Source organism: Devriesea agamarum (assembly GCF_900070355.1).
GTDB lineage: Bacteria > Actinomycetota > Actinomycetes > Actinomycetales > Dermabacteraceae > Devriesea > Devriesea agamarum.
Window position 1 is genome coordinate 433504 of sequence record NZ_LN849456.1, and the last position, 22200, is coordinate 455703.

General features: G+C 58.7%; 14 protein-coding genes and 1 pseudogene. 2 read left to right on the forward strand and 13 right to left on the reverse strand.

What is annotated here, in order from left to right; translation table 11 throughout:
* Window positions 1–97: 97 nt before the first annotated feature.
* The 8 genes from BN1724_RS01845 to BN1724_RS01875 form a co-directional block, all read right to left on the reverse strand.
* On the reverse strand, window positions 98–268 hold the full coding sequence (locus tag BN1724_RS01845) for a hypothetical protein (RefSeq protein ID WP_157085710.1): 171 nt from the start codon (window positions 266–268) through the stop codon (window positions 98–100).
* A complete protein-coding gene (locus BN1724_RS13520; RefSeq protein ID WP_197671745.1) occupies window positions 234–353 on the reverse strand; it encodes an NUDIX domain-containing protein in 120 nt (39 codons plus the stop codon). The genes BN1724_RS01845 and BN1724_RS13520 overlap by 35 nt, the downstream gene beginning before the upstream one ends.
* An 88-nt stretch (window positions 354–441) precedes the next feature.
* Entirely contained in the window at window positions 442–1233 is a 792-nt protein-coding gene (locus BN1724_RS01850; protein ID WP_058233988.1) for a ParA family protein, read from the reverse strand.
* Between the two features lie 246 nt (window positions 1234–1479).
* Complete coding sequence (locus BN1724_RS01855; protein WP_058233989.1) at window positions 1480–2118, reverse strand: TIGR03085 family metal-binding protein; 639 nt, start codon at window positions 2116–2118, stop codon at window positions 1480–1482.
* A 113-nt stretch (window positions 2119–2231) separates the two neighbouring features.
* Window positions 2232–3926, reverse strand: coding sequence for an Hsp70 family protein (locus BN1724_RS01860; RefSeq protein WP_058233990.1), 1695 nt, complete (start codon window positions 3924–3926; stop codon window positions 2232–2234).
* A 151-nt stretch (window positions 3927–4077) separates the two neighbouring features.
* Window positions 4078–5013: a PAC2 family protein gene (locus tag BN1724_RS01865; RefSeq protein ID WP_058233991.1), complete on the reverse strand. Its 936-nt coding sequence runs from the start codon at window positions 5011–5013 to the stop codon at window positions 4078–4080.
* A gap of 513 nt (window positions 5014–5526) precedes the next feature.
* Window positions 5527–6876 carry a multidrug effflux MFS transporter gene (locus BN1724_RS01870; RefSeq protein WP_058233992.1) on the reverse strand — a complete coding sequence of 450 codons (1350 nt, stop codon included), beginning with the start codon at window positions 6874–6876 and terminating at the stop codon, window positions 5527–5529.
* Between the two features lie 53 nt (window positions 6877–6929).
* Window positions 6930–7586 carry a TetR/AcrR family transcriptional regulator gene (locus BN1724_RS01875; protein WP_058233993.1) on the reverse strand — a complete coding sequence of 219 codons (657 nt, stop codon included), beginning with the start codon at window positions 7584–7586 and terminating at the stop codon, window positions 6930–6932.
* Between the two features lie 308 nt (window positions 7587–7894).
* Here BN1724_RS01875 and BN1724_RS01880 point away from each other — a divergent pair, with 308 nt between their 5' ends.
* Together BN1724_RS01880 and BN1724_RS01885 are read left to right on the forward strand one after the other, a co-directional pair.
* Window positions 7895–11041, forward strand: coding sequence for an MMPL family transporter (locus tag BN1724_RS01880; protein WP_058233994.1), 3147 nt, complete (start codon window positions 7895–7897; stop codon window positions 11039–11041).
* Window positions 11038–13647: a YhgE/Pip domain-containing protein gene (locus BN1724_RS01885; RefSeq protein WP_058233995.1), complete on the forward strand. Its 2610-nt coding sequence runs from the start codon at window positions 11038–11040 to the stop codon at window positions 13645–13647. The genes BN1724_RS01880 and BN1724_RS01885 overlap by 4 nt, the downstream gene beginning before the upstream one ends.
* A gap of 8 nt (window positions 13648–13655) precedes the next feature.
* Here the strand turns inward: BN1724_RS01885 and BN1724_RS01890 are convergent, their stop codons facing one another.
* From BN1724_RS01890 to BN1724_RS01910, 5 genes and pseudogenes are all read right to left on the reverse strand, one after another.
* Complete coding sequence (locus BN1724_RS01890; protein WP_058233996.1) at window positions 13656–17186, reverse strand: error-prone DNA polymerase; 3531 nt, start codon at window positions 17184–17186, stop codon at window positions 13656–13658.
* 48 nt (window positions 17187–17234) lie between these two features.
* On the reverse strand, window positions 17235–18968 hold the full coding sequence (locus BN1724_RS01895; RefSeq protein ID WP_058233997.1) for a DNA polymerase Y family protein: 1734 nt from the start codon (window positions 18966–18968) through the stop codon (window positions 17235–17237).
* Window positions 18968–19972 (reverse strand): hypothetical protein, encoded by a 1005-nt coding sequence (locus BN1724_RS12795; RefSeq protein WP_157085711.1) that lies wholly within the window; start codon window positions 19970–19972, stop codon window positions 18968–18970. Before BN1724_RS12795 ends, BN1724_RS01895 begins: the two co-directional genes overlap by 1 nt.
* A gap of 203 nt (window positions 19973–20175) precedes the next feature.
* A complete protein-coding gene (locus BN1724_RS01905; protein ID WP_157085712.1) occupies window positions 20176–21312 on the reverse strand; it encodes a hypothetical protein in 1137 nt (378 codons plus the stop codon).
* A gap of 74 nt (window positions 21313–21386) precedes the next feature.
* Window positions 21387–21638, reverse strand: a pseudogene (locus tag BN1724_RS01910) (TrmH family RNA methyltransferase); the annotation flags it as partial.
* Window positions 21639–22200 lie beyond the last annotated feature (562 nt).

A 22200-nucleotide genomic window follows, 5' to 3' on the forward strand; every position in this document is an offset into this window, starting at 1 on the left:
TGGTCTTCAGTGATCCCGTATTTCACCGCAGAATAGTTCGCCTATTTTGATGTGCCCGATGTCGCTGCGAACAGGGCTGGTTTCGTTTAATGGCAACTTAGTTCGACGAACCCGTCTTCAGAGGCGTTGAGTTTGGCCAGGTCACCGCGTAGCCGAAGCAGATCTCTTGGGACGGGATGCCGCGCTCCTCGCGGATGCTTTCGGTGATCAAAATGGGCTCCGAGATAGTGATCTCAAAGCGGAAACCCTTCACGGAGCTCTCGCACAAGCGCATCCTTGGAATTTTCTCCGACATCCACCTTGCCGCCCGGTAGAAACCAGCCGTGCCTCCCTTCGACGGCGTACGGCAGCACACGGTCTCCGTCTCGAATGATTGCGGCTGATCGAAGCTTGGGGCTACCTCGTGAATCGGTCCATTCGATGTCGCGTCTGGCTCATAGTTCAGGCATCCATTTTTGCTTCCATGACGCGTGCCAGAAGCTGATCAAACTGCTCCGTTAAAACCTTGCCGCTGGCCCCTTCATACGTGTGCAAAGGCACTGCGCTACCCTGCGCCTGCTGAAGCCCTACGCGTTCTTCGATCACCGGTTCGAGTACCAGATCGCCGAACAACTCGCGCAGCTCATCTAGGCGGAACTGGTGTTCAACGGAACGAGGACGATACCGGTTGACCACGAGCCCCAACGGCAGCAGATTCGGTGCAAGACCCTGCTCGCGCAGTTCCGCAATTACTTTCAATGCCCGGTCGGCGGCGGTGACGGAGAAGATCCCCGGTTCGCACACGACGAGGCCTCGGTCTGCGGCTGTTAGTCCCATCTGGGTTAAGCCGTTGAGTGAGGGCGGGCAGTCAATCAAGATGAGGTCGTATTCGCGTTCGCGTTTAAGCAGCGCTTCGCGCAAACGTCGCAGAGTGCGCGTGGCAGGGGTAGGAGAGTCAAGGCGACCCGAGGCATGTGAACCGGGAATGATATCGAGAGCGGTGCGTGCATTTTCCGCCCACGGGGTCGAAATAATGGCGCGCTCCGTGGTGTCTGTACGACCGGATGCGATCACCTCAGCGATATCAATTCCGTGCGCGGGCTCACCGAGAAGCCCGAGCGTGGTATCTCCCTGGGGGTCAAGGTCGATCACCAGGGCGCTTAGGCCGCGATGCAGCGCCGCAGATGCGAGACCGAGCGTCACTGACGTCTTTCCGACCCCGCCTTTTAATGAGCAAATACTCAGCGTGAACACGTTAGGAACTCTACCGTGTCAGGTAGGGCACTTCGTCTGAACGGCACGAAGATCTTCATCCCATGTCACTCTCAATTCACGTGATTCTGACCGCTATAGCAGAAAGCTTGGCTTTCTGGTCAAGGACGCAACGGGGTGAACGAGTATCCACGAGCGCGGCGCTCACGGGGCGGTCGCCCACCCGAAACCGAGCCCGAGCATCGTTGAGGCGGTTCCCGCTATACCAGGCGGGCGTGTTTGGGTCCGCTAAAAACCTTGGCGGCCTTGTTTCAGCGCTTCGATAGCTCTCGGGTCGCCTTCCACCCAGACATCGGCAACATCTTGACGCCCAAAAGCCCACAGCACCAATTCGCAGGGTAAACCGTATACCCTCACGCTGCCCTGCTGGCCGCGGGAGGCGCGAATGCCGCCGTACGCAGAGACGAGAATGACGTCCACATCCGCGGACACCAGCAGGCGTCCTGCCCCGCCTAGAGCGTTCCACAGTTCCTTCTGTGACTGTTCGCTAAGCGGACGCGCATGCCATGTTGGCTGTGCCCGGAGGAGGTCTTCATGGTGAATGTAGTACTCGAGGGTGTTCATCAACGGATCCATGAGCCGGACCGGAGAGAAACGCTGAGGCCCACCGCGGAACACTTCGACCCGTTCAACCCACGGCCGCTCCTCCCATCGACGATGGTGCTCGCGGGCGATCTTTTGAGCAGGAGACAGCGGAAGAACAGATGCTAAGAGCAGATCGGGTCTGCGTTCACGCAACACAAGATGTTCGAGGAGATCATCTGCGCACCAACCGGCGCATAGGGTAGGCGCCTTTGGGCCGAGAACCAGCAAGGCGTCGGCCAGGCGTGTGCGTTCGAGCCGGGACAGGGAGCACCGCGTGGTCATGTTGACATACTACGTTGCGTGGAAACATCTCGATGGGAAAACGCATGAGATTGGATAGTTTGCGCGAGATTCCGCGCGCATAACAATGTTATCCACCTACTCAGCTGCGATGATCAGGACTCAGAGGCAAGGTCAGATGAGTTTTGTTTTGTTGTCAGCGATATTGCTTTGCGGTAACCGGTATCAAAGTCAATTATTTCGACATCGATTACTCCGTGTCCGTCCAAGCGGTAACGTTCTTCGATCAGATCACCTGCGGATTCGTCCTCCGGTGAGAGTCGATGTACCTCGTATTGCTGGAGATCTGTGCCATCCGCTTCAGCATTTTGCAATTCGGGGGTAAGCGGAAAAAGTACATGCCCAAAGGGAAAAACGCACCCGGCAGGGTAACCATCTTCGGTAATTTGGGTACATTCCACATAGCGGAAAACGGCGATGTTGTGGGCGGATCGGTACCGTCGAGTAATAGTCGTATCGGTACCCGGAATCAGGTGCGTGTCACGGCTCAATATGGTGTCGAACGAAAGAACTGAACCATCATCGGCTTCCCGGAAGACCCCGAAACTGCGGGAAAGTCGATCGGTCAGGTGGTAGGGCGCAGTCGGGTCTGCCGCGATGGCGAGGCCGATTGCGGTCGATGCTGCGGGATGCGGGGAGCGCCGAACCCTACGACCAAAACGTTCACGAAGTCGTCGGGGGATCAACGGGAAAGAGCTGGCACCTCCTACGACGCTGATACCCGCCACGGAGTCATCGCTCGTGCCAAGATCATCGACAAGTGGGGCCATGACGTCGAGAGTTTTATCGATGAGTGGGGAGATAGCCCGCTCTACATCGCGAATAGGCAGCGTCACCTGGGTTGGGGCATTTGTGGGGGCCAGACCATTTTTAGGGGCCGGAACAACTTTGCTCGCTAGATCGGTCTGTGAGGTGGGAACCGTATCAGTGTTCGAGCCGACATCGACTCCGGTAGCAATGTCGAGCACCAACCGTCTGGTCTGAGGCTGAACCCGTTCTTTTTCGGCACGGGCATCATTGAGAAGTTGTTCTGCGGCTGCGGGGGAGAGATCCGTGAGCGATAGGTTTGCACGGTGAAGCGCGAGGTCCCGAATTGCTCCGTCGAAATCATCGCCACCCAGTCGGTTATCCCCGAGGGAACCGAGAACTTCATGCTCAGCACCGCGAGCTGCCACCAACGAGGCGTCAAAAGTGCCGCCGCCGAGGTCATAAACCAGTACTTTGGTGCGGCGGGAGGTGACGGTGCCGCCGTGGCGATGGGTGTACTCAAAGCCTGCCGCCGACGGTTCATGAAGCATCGCGGACACGTTAAAACCGGCGCGGCGAAACGCGTCCAAGGTGATAAAGCGCTGAGCGCTGTGCGCATGGGCTGGGACCGCGATAGTGATCGGTCCAATGAGGCCATCCACGTTCTCATCTGAAGCGATGTGATGCGCTAAGTCCTCGCTCACGGATGAGGACGTGAGCAGCAAGCGATGCACCTCCCGCAGATAGACGGTAAGTGCCTCCACGATTGGAACTTGCCGATCTCCAATGGCGACTGGCGTCAGGGGAGTGACATCGGGACTCGCGAGCTCCCGTTTTATTGATCGTTTCACCACTGAGCCAGATTCTGCGGCATGCATCGCGTGGAATCCGGCCACTAGGTGGGAACCGTCGTAGGCGAGCACGCTCGGTACATAATCGAAAACATCCCCTGAGACATCCTCGAAGGTCACCACCGGGTAATTGCCGCGATCAACGGCAGCAACGACGGTGCGGGTAGTGCCGAGATCGATACCGAGACGCATAGATCCAGGATACGGGGCTGAGCTGTGACCCGTGGGCGTGGAAGAGCTCCCAGCCACATCGAGAGGGTCAAGATATAGGTGTAAGAGTATGGCGAGTCGAAAGCGTCAAAGGCGGTGTCGTACTTGAGTGCAAGTACGACACCGCCGGGTCCTATTCCGGTGAGGGTGGGTGGTGATCGTCAGATTCGGGATGAGAACCCATCTCACGCAGAAACTCTTCTATCTCAGCCCCAATTTCGTCGGCGCCGGGTATGCGACCGCCTGGCAGTGCGAAGTCATTCCGGGTTTGCTGCGCCTGGTCAGCCTGCTGTTCCATCTGAGTAATCATCTGAGCCAGCTGCGGAGACAATTCCACTTGCGCATTGATTTGTTCGGCAAGAGCATCGGCGGTTGCTGCCAAAGGACCAGATGGTAAGTCCAAACCAGTTAGTTCCTCGGTTGCGGACAAAATTGCCATCACAGCCTTGGGGTATGGCGTGCGCGATAAATAGTGTGGAACGTGGGCTGCTAGTCCAATCACGTCGTGGCCATTGTCTGCAAGGCGCAGTGTAAGCACGCTTCCAAAGACCGCGCCGAAGCGAATCGAGGTGGAAAAGGGTGAGGTGACTGCCTGGTGGGAGGGAGTGCCGGCAAAGCGCGTGAGTTCCAAAGGCCGGGTGTGGGGAATAGCCGACGGGATGCCTTGGGCGAGGATGATGCGGTTAATGCCGAGCTGCTCAATGACGATTCGGATTGATGCGGCTGCGCGTTCCCATTGGAATGAGGGTTCTGGGCCGGTGAGCAAGAGAAATGGGGTGCCGTGTGCGTCTAGCACTTCATGCAGCAGGATTTCAGGTTGCGCATAATCGGCGAAATGATCCTGGTCCAACGTGATTTCGGGGCGGCGTCCGGCGTAGTCGTATAACTGATCACTGTCGAGCTTGCCGATGACACGGTTTTCTAGCGAGTTCAACAAGTGATCGTTGATGAGGTGCTGTACCTGGCCCGCGTCGGCAACAGCGCCGAGCGTCACCACAAGCGACTGGGCTCGGATTGTCCGCGAATCGATGTGCTGTTCATAGGAGAACAGGGTGGTCGGGTCGAGCACGATTCCTCCTCGGTGAATTGTGTACGGCGCGAGATGCCCGTGAGGCGTGATGCCACGGTTGGTACGCCGCGGTGGTCATGCTGTGTTGACGCAGGTCTGATGTTTAGATCAACGTTTGCACGGTCACGAGTATTCCCGCGATGTTCCCGCTGTGACGTGGGTCAGGTATTGAGTTATTCCGTGCACGTGCGCGCTGGCTTCTGTGTGTGGCGCGGACAGGATGAGCGACAGTGCTGTGCCGCCGGTCGGCCAAAGCAAAGTTGCGGAAGGTTGGTCTGCTGGCGACGTCCTGCTGGTGACGTCGGGATCTAGGGGAGGTCGTGCGGAGAAGGAGGTGCTACCCAATTACTTCACTTTACATAACGTGCATTATCGGCGTTACTCTCGGGTGGAAAGGCTCCGCTGTGAGACACCAGCCAGGATGGCGGTTTGCCGGTATGGCGGTCTGATTGACGCTGACGCCCCGATGCGGTGACAACGTGCTAGCAAGCCGTCACAGCTGACGTACGGACACTAAACCGCCGAAGCCGCTGAGTTTTCCGACGGCGCGGGCCGGGCGATGACGTACAGGCACACCATCGACATCAACGCACCGCCGACCATAACAATCGCCATCGGAACAGCCGATGAGGTTCCCGCCAATCCGACTAACGGCGCCGCCGCTGAGGCCGCGCACGAAAAACCGAGCCCGAGCATCGCTGAGGCGGTTCCCGCGAATTCCCTGGCTTCGGCTGATGCCAGCGCAGCACCATTACCAAAAATGAAACCCTGGGCCAACACCACCACAAAGAATCCCGGAAGAACGATCCACACCGGGGTTCCTAGCCATAGCGCGCCAACCAAAAGTGCCACCGCACCCACCGCAGATACGCTCTGGCCCACTCGGATCAGGGAACGGGCCGCGTAGCGCCGGGTGAGGCGTGCCGACATAAACGCCATGGTCATCATGCCGAAAGCGTTGATGGCAAAGACGACGGAATACTGCTCTGATCGGAACCCGAGGATTTCCTGAACCACATAGGACGATGCCGATACGTACGCCATCAATGTCATTCCAGACGACGCATTGACGAGCAGATATCCGATAAATCGGCGCCGTCGACACAGGGTGAGGCAATTCTTGGCGAATGTTCGTAGCCCTCCGGGGTGACGGTGTTCGCGCGGCAAGGATTCTGGGATCAGGAGCAGTGTGCCGATAAGACTCAGCACCGACATACCCGCGATCACGATGAAGATCTCACGCCACTGGCCCACCAGCAAAATCATGCCTCCGATGAGGGGCGCGATAATTGGGGCAATGCCGCCGATACCCTGCAGGATGTTCATGAGCCGCACCATCTCGGGGCCATCGGTGAGATCGATGAGAACTGCCCGTCCCAGCACCATTCCGAATCCCCCGCCTATCCCCTGGATCAAACGGGTAATCAGGAGCATGTCGATGTTGCCGGCTAAAGCACATCCGATGGAACCAGCCATGCACAGTACGATGCCGACGAGCAGCGGTATCCGACGTCCGAGCCGGTCTGAGAGAGGGCCGGCAACAATCTGGCCCATTGCTGCACCCAGGAAAAACGCGGTGAGGGTGAGCTGAACATTCGCCGCAGAAGTGCCAAGATCGCTGGTCACCCTCGGGAACGCAGGAATGTACATGTCGGTGGCGAACGGGCCGATGGCGCTTAATGTCGTAAGGACGGCGATCACCATGCCGGTAACGCGGTGCCTAGTTCGCGCTCGGTCATGGTCATCGGCGCGGCAGGCAATGTCGCGGTCGGCGGCGTCTTCTAGGACGGGAACTGACGAATTTAGGGTCGGGATGGGGCCGGTGAGGGGGCGACGATCGTCATCATGATCATGGTGGGGCACGTCAATCTAGCGTATCGGTTTAATGTCCCGGAAGGTGGAGTGGGGAATGTAATCTAGTGCCGAGGGGCGCCGGGCAGCGAGAACGTCTCAACCACATGTCGGATCATCATGCCGGCTGTATGTGATTGATCGATATCGGCCATCAGTTCGTTAGCCACCAGGTTGAGATGAATGGCCAGCATCATGTCTGCGAAGTGCTCCATTGGAACCAGACAGTGGGCATTCATGGATTTAAGGCCGGCGGCATATGTGCGCACAATAGCGTCGCGGATACGCCCGCGCTGCTCCATGAGCTGAGGTCTAGCGTCATGATGACGCAGCGCATGGGTGAGCGCCTCGTTGTAGAGCAGGTACCACTGGCGACCATAGGGGCGGATAGCCTGAAACACCTGAACCATCGCGTCTTCGCTCACGGGTGATGAGGGCGGTGCTTCCGGGGCTGCATCCGCGGGCGTTTGAGCCTCAATGATATGGATGACTTCGTCGGTGACCTCGGCAAAGAGTGCGTAGAACACTTCTTCTTTGCGGGAGAAGTTTGAGTAAAACGCTCCCCTGGTGAATCCGGCTGCCTGAACGATGTCATCAATGGTTGCCGCATCAATGCCCTTGTCAACAAAGACGTTAGCTGAAGCTCTGATCAAGCGGGCACGGGTGTTTTCCTTGCGGCGGACATGTGCATCGGAAGGTAAATCGTTGTGAAAATGAGACATTCCCGGCCTTCCTTTTGTGCTGCTTAAGTGATTGCAGCTGGCGCTCGAGACAACCGTGAGCAGTATATGACCAACGGTGAGGGCCTTGGGTTGCCTCGAAGCCCTAGCCCTATGCCTGAGAGCCTTTTCAACGAGCTCTCAATATAGTAACGTATTAAATACGTCAACGTATTGAGCTGGCGTCGAGGCAAAGCGGCTCGCCAGGAGCCCTCAGCGGCACCGGGTGCGTCGCCCATGGAATCTGACGCGCCATCCACAAGCTGATGGCTTGGCGATGCGCGCTGAGGACTGGGAAAAGGGGTCTTACCGTGTCGTCCGTCCTCTACCGCCTCGGCCATACCCTTGCCACCGCACGGCTGCGAGTGATCGCGGCCTGGCTCATGGTCCTTGTCACCTGCGCGCTGCTCGCCGTCGGACTCGGAGGCCGTCTCAATAACGAATTCTCAATCCCTGGCACCCAATCGCAACAGGGAATAGACCTGCTCAGTCAGCGATTCCCCGTCCTTGCCGGATCCAGCGGTCAATTCGTCTTCACCACCACCGACGGCTCCCCCATCGCCGACCATGCCGCATCAATCACGCAGACCATGCAGCGAGTGAGCCAGGTCAACGGGGTGGCGGCGGCCCCCAACCCCTTTGATGCAGATAACCCAGCCAGCATCAGTCAAGACGGCACGACCGTGATCGGTACGGTTCAGCTGCACGAGGATCTAGCCACCGTCTCCCCCGCAACCGTGGACGCAGTCCGCGACGTCGCAACGACCGCACACATCTCTCACGTCAACATCATGGTTGGGGGCGAGATCTTCACGACCATTTCAATCGGTGCGTCCCTCAGCGAAGTAGTCGGCCTTCTCCTAGCGTTAATTGTTCTAGCGCTGACCTTCCGCTCCCTGATCGCCGCGGGAATGCCGATTGTGACCGCTGTGCTTGGAGCGGGACTATCCATCGCGGGAATCTACATCTCCGCAGCCTTTATCGACATCTCCTCCACCACGCCCACCCTGGCCATCATGCTGGGGCTGGCTGTTGGAATTGACTACGCCTTATTCCTGCTGTCGCGACATCGCCACCAACTGGCTGAAGGGATGGAGGTCAAGGAATCCATTGCCCGCGCAGTAGGTACCGCAGGCAGCGCCGTCATCTTCGCAGGGCTTACAGTCGTCATCGCTCTGGTTGGACTATTCGTGTGCGGCATTCCCTTTCTTACCGTCATGGGTCTGGCCTCAGCGGGGGCGGTAGCCCTAGCGGTGCTCGTAGCTATTACGCTGCTCCCAGCAATCTTGAGCCTGTTTGGTGAGCGCTTACGTCCGCGTCGGCGTGTACGGAAAACCGACCAGACTGTTCGTCCCGATCAACTGCCGAGTCACCAGGACAGTGCTACCTCCTCAGCGGCCCAGCAATTAGAAGACGCCTCGACCCCATCGTGTAAGACCAAACATCAGGCAGCGGAGGCGTCCGCCGACGATCCAACGCGCAGCGCGAAAACGTCGTTACCTATCCCGAAAACTTCGGTGCACAACATAAAGACTCCACTGCGCACGCGCTGGGCACGGCTGATCACTAAACATCCCATCATCACCATCGTCGGTGTGCTGCTCGTCGTGGGAGCGGTGGCGGTGCCCGCAAAAGACCTGGCCTTGGGACTCCCGGATAACGGCACGAAACCGTCATCCACGCAAGCCCGCCAAACCTACGACCTCATCGCAGACAAATTTGGACCCGGGTACAACGCCCCACTCATCGTCACCGCAGACATCATTAACACCAAAGATCCCCTGGGTGTCATGGCGGGTCTCAAACGAGATATTGAGACCGTGCCCGGGGTCTCAAGCGTAGGCCTATCCACCCCAAATCAAGGCGCTGACCTCGGCATCGTCCAAATCGTTCCCGATTACGGGCAAAACGATCCCCGCACCAGTGAGCTAGTGAAAAATCTCCGGCAGCGCGTGCCAGCACTCGAAGCTCGTTACGACATCAGCGATATGAAAGTCACCGGGCAGACCGCAGTCGCCGTCGACATCACACACAAACTCGAAAACGCCCTGCTCCCCTTCGGTATTTTCGTGGTCGGACTCTCACTCATTCTGCTCACCATGGTTTTCCGGTCGCTGTGGGTGCCGATGAAAGCGGCCATCGGATACCTGTTCTCCGTCGGTGCCGCTTTCGGCGCGGTAGCCATGGTGTTCCAATACGGATGGGGAAATGCAGCCCTCAATATCCACATGGTGGCACCCGTTATTTCCTTCATGCCGATTGTTTTAATGGGTGTCCTATTCGGTCTGGCCATGGACTATGAGGTGTTCCTGGTCTCCCGAATCCGAGAAGACTATGTCCACACCGGAAAAGCTAAAGAATCCATCGTCAGCGGCTTTACCGCGAGCGGATCAGTGGTCGTGGCCGCTGCGCTCATCATGTTCGCAGTATTTATCACCTTCGTTCCCGAATCCAGTTTTGAAATCCAGCCTATTGCGTTCGGACTCGCTGTCGGTGTGGCCGTGGATGCGTTCCTCGTCAGAATGACTCTGGTCCCAGCAGTGCTCGCTCTTCTCGGCGACCGGGCCTGGAGGCTCCCATCCTGGATCGATCGGCGCCTGCCCCACCTCGACGTCGAAGGTGAAGGTCTCGTCCGCGTGCTCGAACATCGCGACTGGGTTGCTGAACACGGCGATGTATCCATTCGACTCGAAAATGTCGACACCCCAGACCTCGGCGTGAGGGGCGCTCCCCTGCGCGGTCTCAATGCCCTCGTCTCCCCCGGCCAGATTCTCGTGGTGTGCAGTCAAGATCCCACAGCCCCCCAGATCGTGATGAGTTTGCTGTCCGGACGCATTGCCCCCACCGCAGGGATCTGCGTGGTCCATCACCGGTTCGTACCCGATGAAAGCTCCGCGGTTCAAGCTCGCACTCACGTCATCGCGGCAGCACACGACCTAGACGCCGATAACATTCAGAGCAGGCTTCACGCCCTAGACCGGTCAACGGCCTCCGGGCGCACCATCGTGATTGAACAGATCAGCGACCTCTTCCCGCCATCAGCCAAGGATAAGAATGAGCCGCCGGTCGCCAGCCTTGAACGGTTGCTCCGCCGCGGAGCCACCGCCGTGATCGGATGCTCCGGACCTTACACAGCTGTAGGCCCCCAGGCGGACGCCACGGCACATGACGGGGCAATCGACGCCACGCAGACCAGGGTGATCGACGGAGTGCAGGCCGGGCCGCAGGAAAACAGCAGTCAGCTGATTACCCAACTGCGCGCGCAGCTGGAGGACCCAAACCGGATCGTACAGCTGATCGTTGATCAGGCAGCACCGAGCGAATCAAAGCACACAACCGGGTACGCAGCAGCATCTAATTCACCGGAAATCCCCCGTTCTTCAGGCGCAGCTGCGGTATCCGGGGCATCCTCCAGCCAGGATCGATCCGGCCATCGTTTGGAAGGGGCAGAATCGTGAACCACAACCGTATGCCCGGCACTCGCAGCCTATGGAAAAATCCCAAAGCGCTGATTGCCCTGATCGTTCTTCCACTCGTCGCAGCGGGCATCGGCCTCTGGGCATTGCAAGGACGCGTGTCCGCAGTCGACAAAGTACCCGCCGCCGTGGTGAACCTCGACACCGGCACCCACATGACCATTGACGGAAAGGACACCTTCGTTCCCTTTGGGCGCCAGCTGACCGGGGCGCTCACCCAGCCTGCCACCGTGAAAGACGATCAGATCGCACAGTCGGTAAAGCTCGACTGGATCCTTACCGACGCTAATAAAGCAAAAGAAGGCCTCGACAACGGAACCTATTCCGCGGTCATCACGATCCCCAAAGATTTCTCGGCCAAACTGGCCACCCTGGGCACTCCTCAAGCGAAAAAAGCCAGCATTAGCGTCGTCACGAATGACGCAAACAGTCCCCTCGCGGGCCTCATCGGCCGGCAAATTGCACAGGCCGCTGCTGACGGTACCGGTTCCCAACTTACGCAGCAGTACATGAAGGGAATCTACATCGGTTTTAGTTCCATCAAGAACAACCTGACGGACGCCGCAGCCGGTGCTCATCAACTGCAACGCGGCGCTCAATCACTCGACCAGGGGATGCAAAAAACCTCTCACGGGGCCCAGAAACTCGCCTCCGGTGCGGATCAGCTTGCCGGAGGCACCGTCCAGCTCAATCACGGACTCGCGCAAAGCGCCGACGGTAGTTCCCGGCTCTCAGTCGGACTTACCGATCTCGTGGCAGGCCTCAACACTCTGGACTCCGGTATTCACAGCACCGCCGGAGGAGCAGAGAACCTAGCTCACGGGGCAGACCAACTCGCTGCCGGAACCTCAGCCCTGCACGCCGGCCTCGCCGGGACAGAAAACTCCCCCGGCCTCGCATCAGCAGCCGAGCTTTTAGACCAACAGCTCGCTGGTGATGGCACCGCAAAGAATCCCGGCCTCGTTCACGCAACGCAGAACCTTGCCGACGGTACAGCGAAACTTCGTGACGGCGTGGACCACATCAACACCGCGATTAATGGCGATCAGGACTCGGGGAAGCCAGGATTAGCCAGTGGCGCACAGAACGTAGCACAGGGAACCCGCGGCATAACCAAACAGGCTGAAGGTCTTCGGACTGTGCTGGACGGCACCCCAGGTTCCCCCCGTAACCCGGGGCTAACGAATCTCACCAAGCAGCTGATCGCCCGCTGCCAGGCGCCCGGGGCCGATCCGGTACTCTGCGACGGCATTAAAAATGGTGTGGCGAAATACGTCGGCACGCTCGACAAAATGGTGGGCACGGAGAACAGTCAAGGGCTGTTGTCGCTTGCAACCACGGTCGATACCGGTGCGCAGAAGGTAGCAACCGGCGTGACAACAGTAGGTGGCGCTCTCAGCGCTGAGCCTTCCTCGCCTGGATCCCAGGGGCAGCCAGGGCTGCTCCAAGGTGCCCAACAGGTCGCCGATGGCGCCAAGCAGCTCGCCGGCACTGCCCCAGCACTCACAACCGGGGTACACGGTATAGCTGAGGGAACGCGAGCCATTGAAAAGGCCAGCTCAGCGTTGTCACACGGCGCATCGAAGCTCGCCGACGGGACGAAGGCTCTATCCGCGGGAACGGCGCAGCTTGGTGACGGCTCCCAACGCCTGGCTCAGGGAGCTCGTGAGGTGCCCGGTGGTGTACGCGCTCTGCACGACGGGACGGTGAAGCTTCAGGCTGGCTCCCAGCACCTGGTATCCGGTTCACATGAGCTTGCTGACGGCACCCGCACTTTAGCCGACGGCACTGAACAGCTGACGCAGGGCTCACATAAGCTCGCCAACGGAAGCGGTGAGCTTGCTGGAGGGCTCACCGACGGCGCCAATAAAGTCCCCGAGTACACACCTGAACAGCAGCAACGCATGAGCTCGGTGGTGGCAGAACCTGTTTCTACCGTCGCGACAACTCATAACGCAGCCTCGAGTGACGCAACTGCAACGGCTCCGTTTGTGATTGCCCTTGCGCTGTGGCTCGGCCTTTTTGGGGTTTTCCTCTTCGTGCCTGCTGTTTCGCGTCGTCTTCTGGATCGTGCGCTGCCGATGTGGTTGGTTGTTCTTCGGTCCTTGGTACCGGCTGTTCTGATCGGTCTCGGTCAGGGGATTCTAGTGGGTGGATCTGTTGCACTACTCGGTGCTCGCCCAGCTTTTCCACTGGTTACCGGCGTGATGATGGCCGCTGGGGTTATCGCCTTTGCGTGCGTTATTCAAGCTCTGCTTGCCGTTTTCGGCAGCCGGACCGGACGGGTAGTCGCATTAATTTTGTTGGTCGTCCAGGCCGTCATGCTTACAGGTATTTTGCCGATACAAACCGCTCCGGATGCGCTGCAAGCGATCGCGAATCGTCTGCCTTTAACGATTCTGTCCTCCGGCCTGGTCCATGCTGGGCTCGGCGGGCAGGTGGGTTCGTCTCCACGAGTTGTTATCGAGCTGCTGGTCTGGGCGATCGGAGCGCTTGTGGTCACGTTGATAGCCAGTCGTCGGATCCGCATGCACAAAATTCCCATCCAGCCAAAAGCCGATGCGGTCACTGCCGTAGGTTCTCAGTAGCGCGTTAGTTACTGAAAGTCTCGGGATCGGACCGGAACTGGACTGGTGATTGCCCGCGCCCCGTCGCTCATAAGGCTCACCACCCCATCGACGTTTTCGACTATGCCGCGCATGATCACCGCCGGAGCAGTGCGCAATAAGATTCGGTGCCGACGCCACATGCCCTGACTGCAGACCACATTGAGGATTCCGCTTTCATCTTCGAGTCCGAGGAATGTGATCCCCGAAGCGGTTTGGGGCCGTTGACGATGGGTAATGAGCCCGGCGACCAAAACGCGGGTCCCTGGTTCGATTTTCCGCACGTTAGCGATAGGCACCACGTGGTGGTCCGTTAATTCATCGCGCAGCAAGCTCATGGGATGCTCCCGTGCCGTAATGCCTGTGGCCCAGGCATCGGCCGCGCTTAATTCCCAATCGCTCATACCGGGCAAGGTCGGGGCGTCGGTGCCTACGGTGAGGCCGGGTAACCATTCGGGTCGTTCTTGCGCTGCTGGTCCAGCCGCCCACAGCGCGCGGCGTCTGGATCCACCTGCCAGCTCGTCGAGGGCACCAGCTGTTGCTAAAGCTTCAAGCTGCCCTTTGGATAGACCAACCCGGCGGGCGAGATCAGGTATTGAGCTAAAGTGACCGCCGACGGATCGTTCGTCCACAATGCGTTCAGCGCATTCGCTATCGATTCCCCGGACCGATGACAGACCTAATCGCACCGCTGGTCCTCGGCGAGCCGTCTCCCCGGTCACCTGTAACCCGTCACCGTCCATCGCACGGTAAGGGGTATGACCGGGTGGGCACTCTAAGGTGGCGACCGTTTCCGAGGCAGAAATATCCACCCCGAGGGTGAGTACCCCGTGCCGACGGGCATCGGCTACGAGCGAAGCAGGGGAATAGAACCCCATGGGTTGGGAGCGCAGCAAGGCTGCCAGGAACGCCGCCGGGTAATGACATTTGAGGAAAGAACTCGCATACACCAGATAGGCGAAGGAAAAGGCGTGCGACTCAGGGAAACCGTAGTTGGCGAACGCTAAGAGTTTCCGGTGAACCTGTTGGGCGACCTCGCCGATGATCCCATGCCGAGCCATACCAGCAAACAGCTCATCGGATAGTTCAAGCATTCGCTCTGTCGATCGTTTGGACCCGATCGCACGGCGCAGCTGGTCGGCCTGGGCAGGGGTGAAGTCCGCGATATCCACCACCATCTGCATCAGCTGCTCTTGGAAAAGAGGAACACCTAGGGTTTTCGCGAGCGACTTTTCTAAAAGCGGATGTAGATAAGTGACGTCCTCCTCCCCGTTGCGGCGACGAATATAGGGGTGGACGGATCCCCCTTGGATGGGGCCTGGCCGGATTAACGCAACCTGCACCACCAGGTCGTAGAAAGTTCGTGGTCGCATTCGTGGCAGGACTGATATCTGTGCTCGGGATTCCACCTGAAAAACCCCGACGCTATCGCCTGCACACAGCATGTCGTACACCGCTGGATCATCTTGCGGAAGAGAGTGAAGGCTCCAGTCTTCACCATGGTGTTCAGAAACTAGGCGTAGACAGTGATCTAGTGCGGTCAGCATGCCGAGGCCTAGCAGGTCAAATTTTACGAGTCCCGCATCAGCGCAATCATCTTTATCCCACTGCAAAACGGTGCGCCCCTCAGTGCGCGCCCATTCCACCGGACAAACCTCAATAACAGGACGATCGCACATCACCATCCCTCCCGAATGAATCCCGAGGTGCCGAGGCGTATGGAGCAGTTCTTGGGCTATGGCGATGACCTCATCTGGAATGCCTTCGGCGGTATTCAGCGATGAGAAACGGCGTTCGAGCTGGCGGGACCAGGCGTCTTGGAGGCCAACGTCATACCCCAGCACTCGTGCAGCATCCCGCACTGCAAGCCGCGACCGGTACGTAATCACATTGGCGACTTGCGCCGCATAGGTGCGTCCGTGGCGCGCGTAAACATATTGGATCACCTCCTCACGTCGATTAGAGGCGATGTCGATATCGATATCTGGAGGCCCGTCGCGCTCTGGCGCGAGGAATCGTTCAAAGAGCAAGCCATGCTTGACCGGGTCCACGGAAGTGACTCCCAGCGCGTAGCACACAGCAGAATTTGCTGCGGAGCCGCGTCCCTGGCACAGAATGTCGTTGTCCCGACAGAATTTCACCAGCTCATGCACGATCAGGAAATAACCGGGGAAATTTAGGTTCTCGATCACGTCGAGCTCGTGATTAATCTGTGTCCACGCTTTGTCATTATGCGCAGGCTCGGGGAGAAGGCCGTGCATCTGCGGGGCAGGCCCGTAGCGTTCGCTCGCCCCCTGGTACACGAGTTCGCGTAAATAGGATGCTTCGTCATGTCCGTCAGGCACTGGAAATGGCGGTAGATCGGGCGCAATGAGCCGTAGATCCATGGCGCACTTCTCAGCGATCCGCACGCTCTCTGCGAGTGCGTGCGGATACCTGGGTACTAGCTCGGCCATTTCTTTTCCGCTGCGTAAGTGGGATGAACCGGAAGCGAGATAGCCATCGGCTTGATCTAGCGGGACTCCTGCTCGTAAAGCAGAATGCACATCGGCTCGGCGTCGGTCTTGTGGATGCGCGTAGTGCGCATTACCGGTGATGACCTCGGGTAAAAGAGAAATACCTAGATTGCGTTGCTCTCGAACAATCCGTGCTCCTTGAACCAAAGCATCATGCAGTTCGTCCCGGAGGGTATCGCCCTGTGCTACTAGTTCGACCACAACCTGACCTACTCCGAAAATGTCGAGCAGCCGGTTTATGTGATCGGCGGCGGCCAGTGCGGCTGCCTCTAGGTTGCCGTGTATAAGATGCGCCTGGGCTGCTGCGCTCACGGCTCCGTGTCGGCACCCGGTGAGGATCAGCCAGTTTCCTCCCTGAGCTTCCCGTGCTAAATCTTTGAGCCGATATACCGGCGAGCCTTTTTGACCTCCGGCGAGATGGGCTCGGGCAATGGTTGCGGCAAGTGATCGATACCCCTCGGGTGAGCGCGCCAGAATAAGCAGGTGCTCCCCTTGAGGGTCTGCGCATCCAGTCCGCGGAGATGATGGTACGGGCAGATCACCGGCCACGGTTGCCCCGGGTTCGGTGCCGACGGTGAGTTCAGCGCCGAATACTGTTTTGAGGCCACATCGGCGTGCTGCCGTCGCAAAGCGTACGAGCCCGTAGAATCCGTCGTGATCGGTGAGGGCTAAAGCGTGCAATTTAAGTCGCATCGCTTGGCTGACCATATCTTCTGGGCTAGATGCTCCGTCCAAAAAACTGTAATGAGAATGGGCATGTAGCTCTGCGTAGGCAATGGTGTCCTCATAAAGACCTTGATCAGGTTCTTTACGTGCCTTTCCCTGCGCGCTAGTTGGGTGAGGAGGATCCGTGGCATCCGCTGTGGGGTCCGCGGGGCATGCGCCATCGGATGAGGCGGGATATACGCTGGCAGACGAGGAATCTCCGCTGTTGGATGACATGCGATCGGACAGGATGTCATCGACTTCGCGCCAGGAACGAGGGCCAGAGTGCCAGCGACTCATCGGTGTTTCCTCATCAAGAACTCTGGGGAAGCTTTATGCATTGATGTTTCAGTCATATATTCCTTCCACCCTCCACTGCTCGTTATGCCCAAGAAGGAGCAGGCCACAAGCGTCATCCACACAGATCTGCCACCGCGCAGTGGATTGTCCATCCTTATCCCACCACCGCTCATCAAGCACCTGCGGAATCCCGTACTCCCGCACAGGGATCCAGATGCGAGAGGAGCTGGACTCGCAGCTGGGTGACGGCGCAGGAGGCGAAGTCTGAATCCGGGGCCGTGCACTGCGAAAAACAGCGGTCAATGGTGCCGGAGCCTGAGGTGGGATTGAGACCCAGACAGGCGGGGAACTCAGCAGGCCGCGTGAGGTTAAGAGGACGGGTTGCCCCTTTTCATCGGTGACTTCTATCGCAGGAGGATCGCGAAAGACGATGCTCGGGGTTGGCGCGGGTAACGAACCGGGCCATGGGCCTGGTTTAGGCGCCGGTGGCTCAACACGCCACGGCACCGCAGCCATCTCTTCTGCCAGAAACCGGCTGCCGCGGCGGTACGGCACGACCACCCCGGCCTCCCCCACGGTGGCCTGGATCCGTGCGAATGCCCTAGCCGCTTGCTCTCCCGCCTGACCGGCACGCCCCCACAATCCGAGTGAGCTAGCGCCGGACGGAGAGATTTGAAGAGGGTGCAGTCCAATTCTGACGATGGCAGACGGGGTATCCCCGCGACGTTGCATGGTTGTGATCCAGCCGTCGCATTGCCAGCGAATCCGGTCGACAATATCGGGCACATCGAGTGCTCCGTCGTGCCGCCACATGCGTTCAATCTCTTGCCCATCTTCGGTGAGCAGACTGATCCGTAACCGTGTGCAAACGCATCCTTCCCGGCGCAGCGCCCGTTGCAGTTCTTCCGCGAGCGGTCGGGCGAGGAATGCTGCTTGGTCGAGACGCACAACCGGCGGGTCGAGGACGCGCAACACATCGATGGGTTGACGCGGGTGGGACACCGTAGGTGGGTACGCTTCGCCACCTAGAGCAAGCAGATGAAGTAAGGCCACATCAGGGCCGAAACGATCAGCCACTGCACTGGGCGGTAGAGCGGCGAAATCACCGAGCGTTTTTATTCCCAGTCGAGTTAAAACTCCGATGACATCTTGAATATCCAGCGATGAGCCTTTGGCGCTGGTGCTACGGCCCTGTTGTATTTCTGGGGCCAGATGTTCCCGGTGGCCCCATCCCGGCCCAACCGGTGCATCGGATAGTGCCTGAATAGGGTGGGGCGAAAGATACTCGGCTGACCGCCCCGGATGAATGATTCTGCCGCTGCGAGCTGCCAGCAATGCGGCGAAGGGACCATCGGCGATTCCAACCGTGCACTCCCATCCTGCGCGTTCTGCCAGGGCATCGGTCACCTCGATGGCAAAAGCTTCTTCACTACCGTGATGGCGTGCCGGGCCTTTAGCACTGACCAGCAAGACCCCGGGGCGCAAGATATCTACGCCTGCTGCAACCGTATCCACCGCCGCCGCTGCAGTATCAAACAGGGCGGCATCCGCTGCTTCATCGACATCTGCCAGGTGGGCATTGGGGGCGAGCGCTTGGGCTGTGCGCCTGCGCATACCCGGTGTGACGCCGGCAGCTGTGGCCTCTGAACTCGCTATGTGCACCCGGTGCCGGTGCATGAGGATGACAGGCCCTTCAATGCCAAGGCGTTCGCCTGCGCAAAGCAAAGGCCAGTCGGGGATGACGACAGCAGCAGTACGTGTTGCCCTGTGTGTCGCGCCCATTAGCCCACTCTTTTCAGAGGGACCACGGTGGCCTCAGCCGACATGGCGTGAGTTGATATTGCCGCAGGCTGAGTATGCCAAGTGCCTGCCAGTTCATCCTTGACACGGTGGGATGCTGCGAGAGGATCACTCGCTACCTTGCCGCCGACCGCGGGTAGCAAAACAGTGACTTCAGCCCCTGCTGGTAAACCTCTCCCGTTGGCCGACAGCAGAACCCGCCGACCGCGCAAACGCCCGCTCCCCCTGGCTAAACCTGTCCAGGTCAATGGTGTGGCGTTGAGAGTCAAGTCGCTGTGACCAGGAGGTTCTTCCGCAATAAGGAGCGTGCCTCGGGTGCGTGCACGGGCAAGTAATTGCCGCCATAACGCTGGGGTCACCGCTGCATCCCGTCCGATCAAAAGGACAGCGACACCGTCGGTAAGAGCGGACAGCGTGGATGCAAGGTGCTCAGCTGGAGCAGCCGCGACCGCAAAGCGAGCCAGGTCGATACCGGCTTCCTCAGCAGCTCGAAAACCAAAATCGTTGAATCCGATAACCGCGCACCAGCCGTCGTATCCTGCGGCGCTAGCGGCCAGTGACAGCATGAGTAGACGCGATCCTCGAACACCGACGCTACTTCCCGGACGCAACCCTCCGTACGGCACAACCGATGCAAGCGGTGTGGGAACCGGTAAAAGATCTGCGCCAGAACGACAATCTTTGCCCAGTTCTTGGTGAGAAACAGCTTCTAGACGCGCAGGTGAGGTGCTCTGCTTTCGTCCTACCCGCCGCGGGAGAGGTCTTGCCCCCTCACCCCGATGGATAGGTTCCCGATCTGTGCCAACCGCACTGAGCCCGCCCCCGGGGTGAACATTCCAGCTCCGCGTGGCGATAACTGTCTTGTTCTCAGCTGCGTTCAGGGCCTCACGAGCCTTGCTCAAACGGTCCGTGTAAGCCAGCGAATGCAGATGCGGCAGATGCGACTGGTACGACTGCTCGGCACCTGAGATTGTGCGCGTACGCATCGCTCCTCACACCCCCATTCTCGAACACCTGTTCGATTAGTACAGCGCCGGAGGCCCCTGGTGTCAAACTCCTGGCGCCCGCCGCCCCGCTCGTCGGTTACCTGATCATCATGAATTGGGGGTGTGACATACGAGTGGTGAGGGCTGCTGAGGTGCGGGTTGAAACCTGGTTTCCTGCTTCCGTCGTTCAGCCTTGGGCAAGGTTACGGCTGCTGAAGGTAGCGTTCCCGAACCTCCAGACCGGTTTTCACCTCATCCAAGATAGGGAAGAAAAAGACTTTTCGATGCTTCTTGTCGATGCCCGTTGAGGCGGTGAAGTTAAGACCCGCAAACACCCCGAGCACAGCGGAGACTTTGATCAGCGCATGGGTGATCGGGATGCTTTGATGTGCAAACGGGAGCACGTAGCTGGGAGGATGCCCCGACCATTGGGTGATGGTTGCGATAGGGACCGATAATGCGCCAAAGACTATGAAGAACAGGAAAACTAAGAGGGAAAAAATTGCGACCTGGATGCCGGTGACAGTGGCGGCCACCAACAGCACGTTGAGTCGTTCAATACGGCGTGCGGCAGGAACCATCTCCCGCAGCTGCTGGAGAACTCCCGCTTCGGAAAGTTCGTCGCGCACCTGGACCACGATTAACGCGGCAGTTAAAGCGATCAAAACAATCGCGGTCAGAGCTGCTCTTTGCGGCGACAGAGCATCCGCGATCTGCCAAATTTCGGCGTTGTAGAAGAAAAATAGGATTGCCAGCATAAGAACTGGAAGCACTCGGACGGTCATCGGTCCCAATGTCCACAGCTCACGGACTGTGCGACGCAGACTCCACATCAGAATTGTTCCAAGACCAGCGTAGGCGCCTCCCACAATCACGGCAGCAGCCACTACCCCTTCGATGGGGGCGTAGGTTCGCTGCGGATCAATGACGACCGGCACAATAATCATCATGACAAGGCCGAGAAAGCCTACAGCTCGCTGGGTCGAAGGCTTTGCTGTGCGCACCAAAAGAACGGAAAGCCACAAAATAACTGGAATAAGAATAGTTGCGATGGCTATCGCGATAAGAATGGCTGCGTAGTGAAAGATGTCGTCGGACGGTACGGCGTTGAGGTCGAGATTTTGAGCTTCTAGTTTCTCCAAGATGGGCAGTGCCACTCTGTCGCCCACAGCCCCGATGAGAAAGAGGTAACCGACGGTCAGCAATACCGGCCCGCAGCGTCGGATCAAGGCTCGGCGTCTCACCGAGGATTCCACCACTAAGGGCAATCCTCGGTCTCGCAGTTCGTTCTGGAGCGTGCGCCGGGGTGAGCTGGGCTTGATGCGAGGAAGACGAGGCATAGCACTATGGTCTCAGAGCTGAGCCGTCGCATTTAGCCAGAACCACGGCCTTTGTGGACATGGGATGTGCTGCTTTAGCGGCCTTTTTGTGTTACACGGGTCGCATAAAACGCCACCGCCGAGGAGGCGGCCACATTTAAGGAATCAACCCCGCCCATCATCGGAATCGTTACTCTGTGGTCGAGGAGATGGTCGGTGCTCACCTCTAAACCGTGTCCTTCGGTGCCAAAGACCAGGGCAAGGCGCGCGTGATCCTCGGCGACCAGTTCATCGAGGGTGCTCGCGCCCTCCCCTAGAGTCATTCCCGCCACCGTGTATCCGGCAGAGGCGCACCGATGACAGCGAATGGAAGTAGTTTATCGCTGGTCAGACGACATATTGGACCCTCGGATATGCCAAGTCTTCGCAGCTTCATGTTCAATAAACCTATGAGAATTGCGAGTATCTAGATTTCATCTACCCCGCCGGCGATATATTCGGAGGGGCCGGCTCCGAGCATGCACGATGACGTTCATCGACCTCGTGAGAGTCACCTGGGACTCCCGCACCGTACAAGAACAACACACTCTCGGACATTCGCGAACTGGTTCGTGAGATCACTGAGATTCGATGCTCGGCTCTGAGTGGCAGGATCAGGTGTAGCGACTGCAAGCAGCTCGCGAAGACGGAGCTGTCGGGGCCATCTGCGAGTCGTCGGTAACGCCATGCAAGCCACAATTATCGATCGGCGCTATCAGGGAGAGACACTACTCGCCATCGCAGAATCCGTTGGAGTGTCAGTCGGGGAGGTGCACACTATGATATATAGACAGAAGATCGAGGCCGCATAGATGCGACCACTGTGGAGGTGAGCTGAAATCGCTATCAATGTTCTCCTCGGCCGGGCCA

What these genes read in the sequence shown, in the direction of transcription:
- BN1724_RS01855 (WP_058233989.1), bottom strand. Translation starts at nt 2,118, where the DNA reads ATGACCACGCGGTGCTCCCTGTCCCGGCTCGAACGCACACGCCTGGCC.
- BN1724_RS01860 (WP_058233990.1), bottom strand. Translation starts at nt 3,926, where the DNA reads ATGCGTCTCGGTATCGATCTCGGCACTACCCGCACCGTCGTTGCTGCC.
- BN1724_RS01875 (WP_058233993.1), bottom strand. Translation starts at nt 7,586, where the DNA reads ATGTCTCATTTTCACAACGATTTACCTTCCGATGCACATGTCCGCCGC.
- BN1724_RS01890 (WP_058233996.1), bottom strand. Translation starts at nt 17,186, where the DNA reads ATGAGTCGCTGGCACTCTGGCCCTCGTTCCTGGCGCGAAGTCGATGAC.
- BN1724_RS01895 (WP_058233997.1), bottom strand. Translation starts at nt 18,968, where the DNA reads ATGGGCGCGACACACAGGGCAACACGTACTGCTGCTGTCGTCATCCCC.
- BN1724_RS12795 (WP_157085711.1), bottom strand. Translation starts at nt 19,972, where the DNA reads ATGCGTACGCGCACAATCTCAGGTGCCGAGCAGTCGTACCAGTCGCAT.
- BN1724_RS01905 (WP_157085712.1), bottom strand. Translation starts at nt 21,312, where the DNA reads ATGCCTCGTCTTCCTCGCATCAAGCCCAGCTCACCCCGGCGCACGCTC.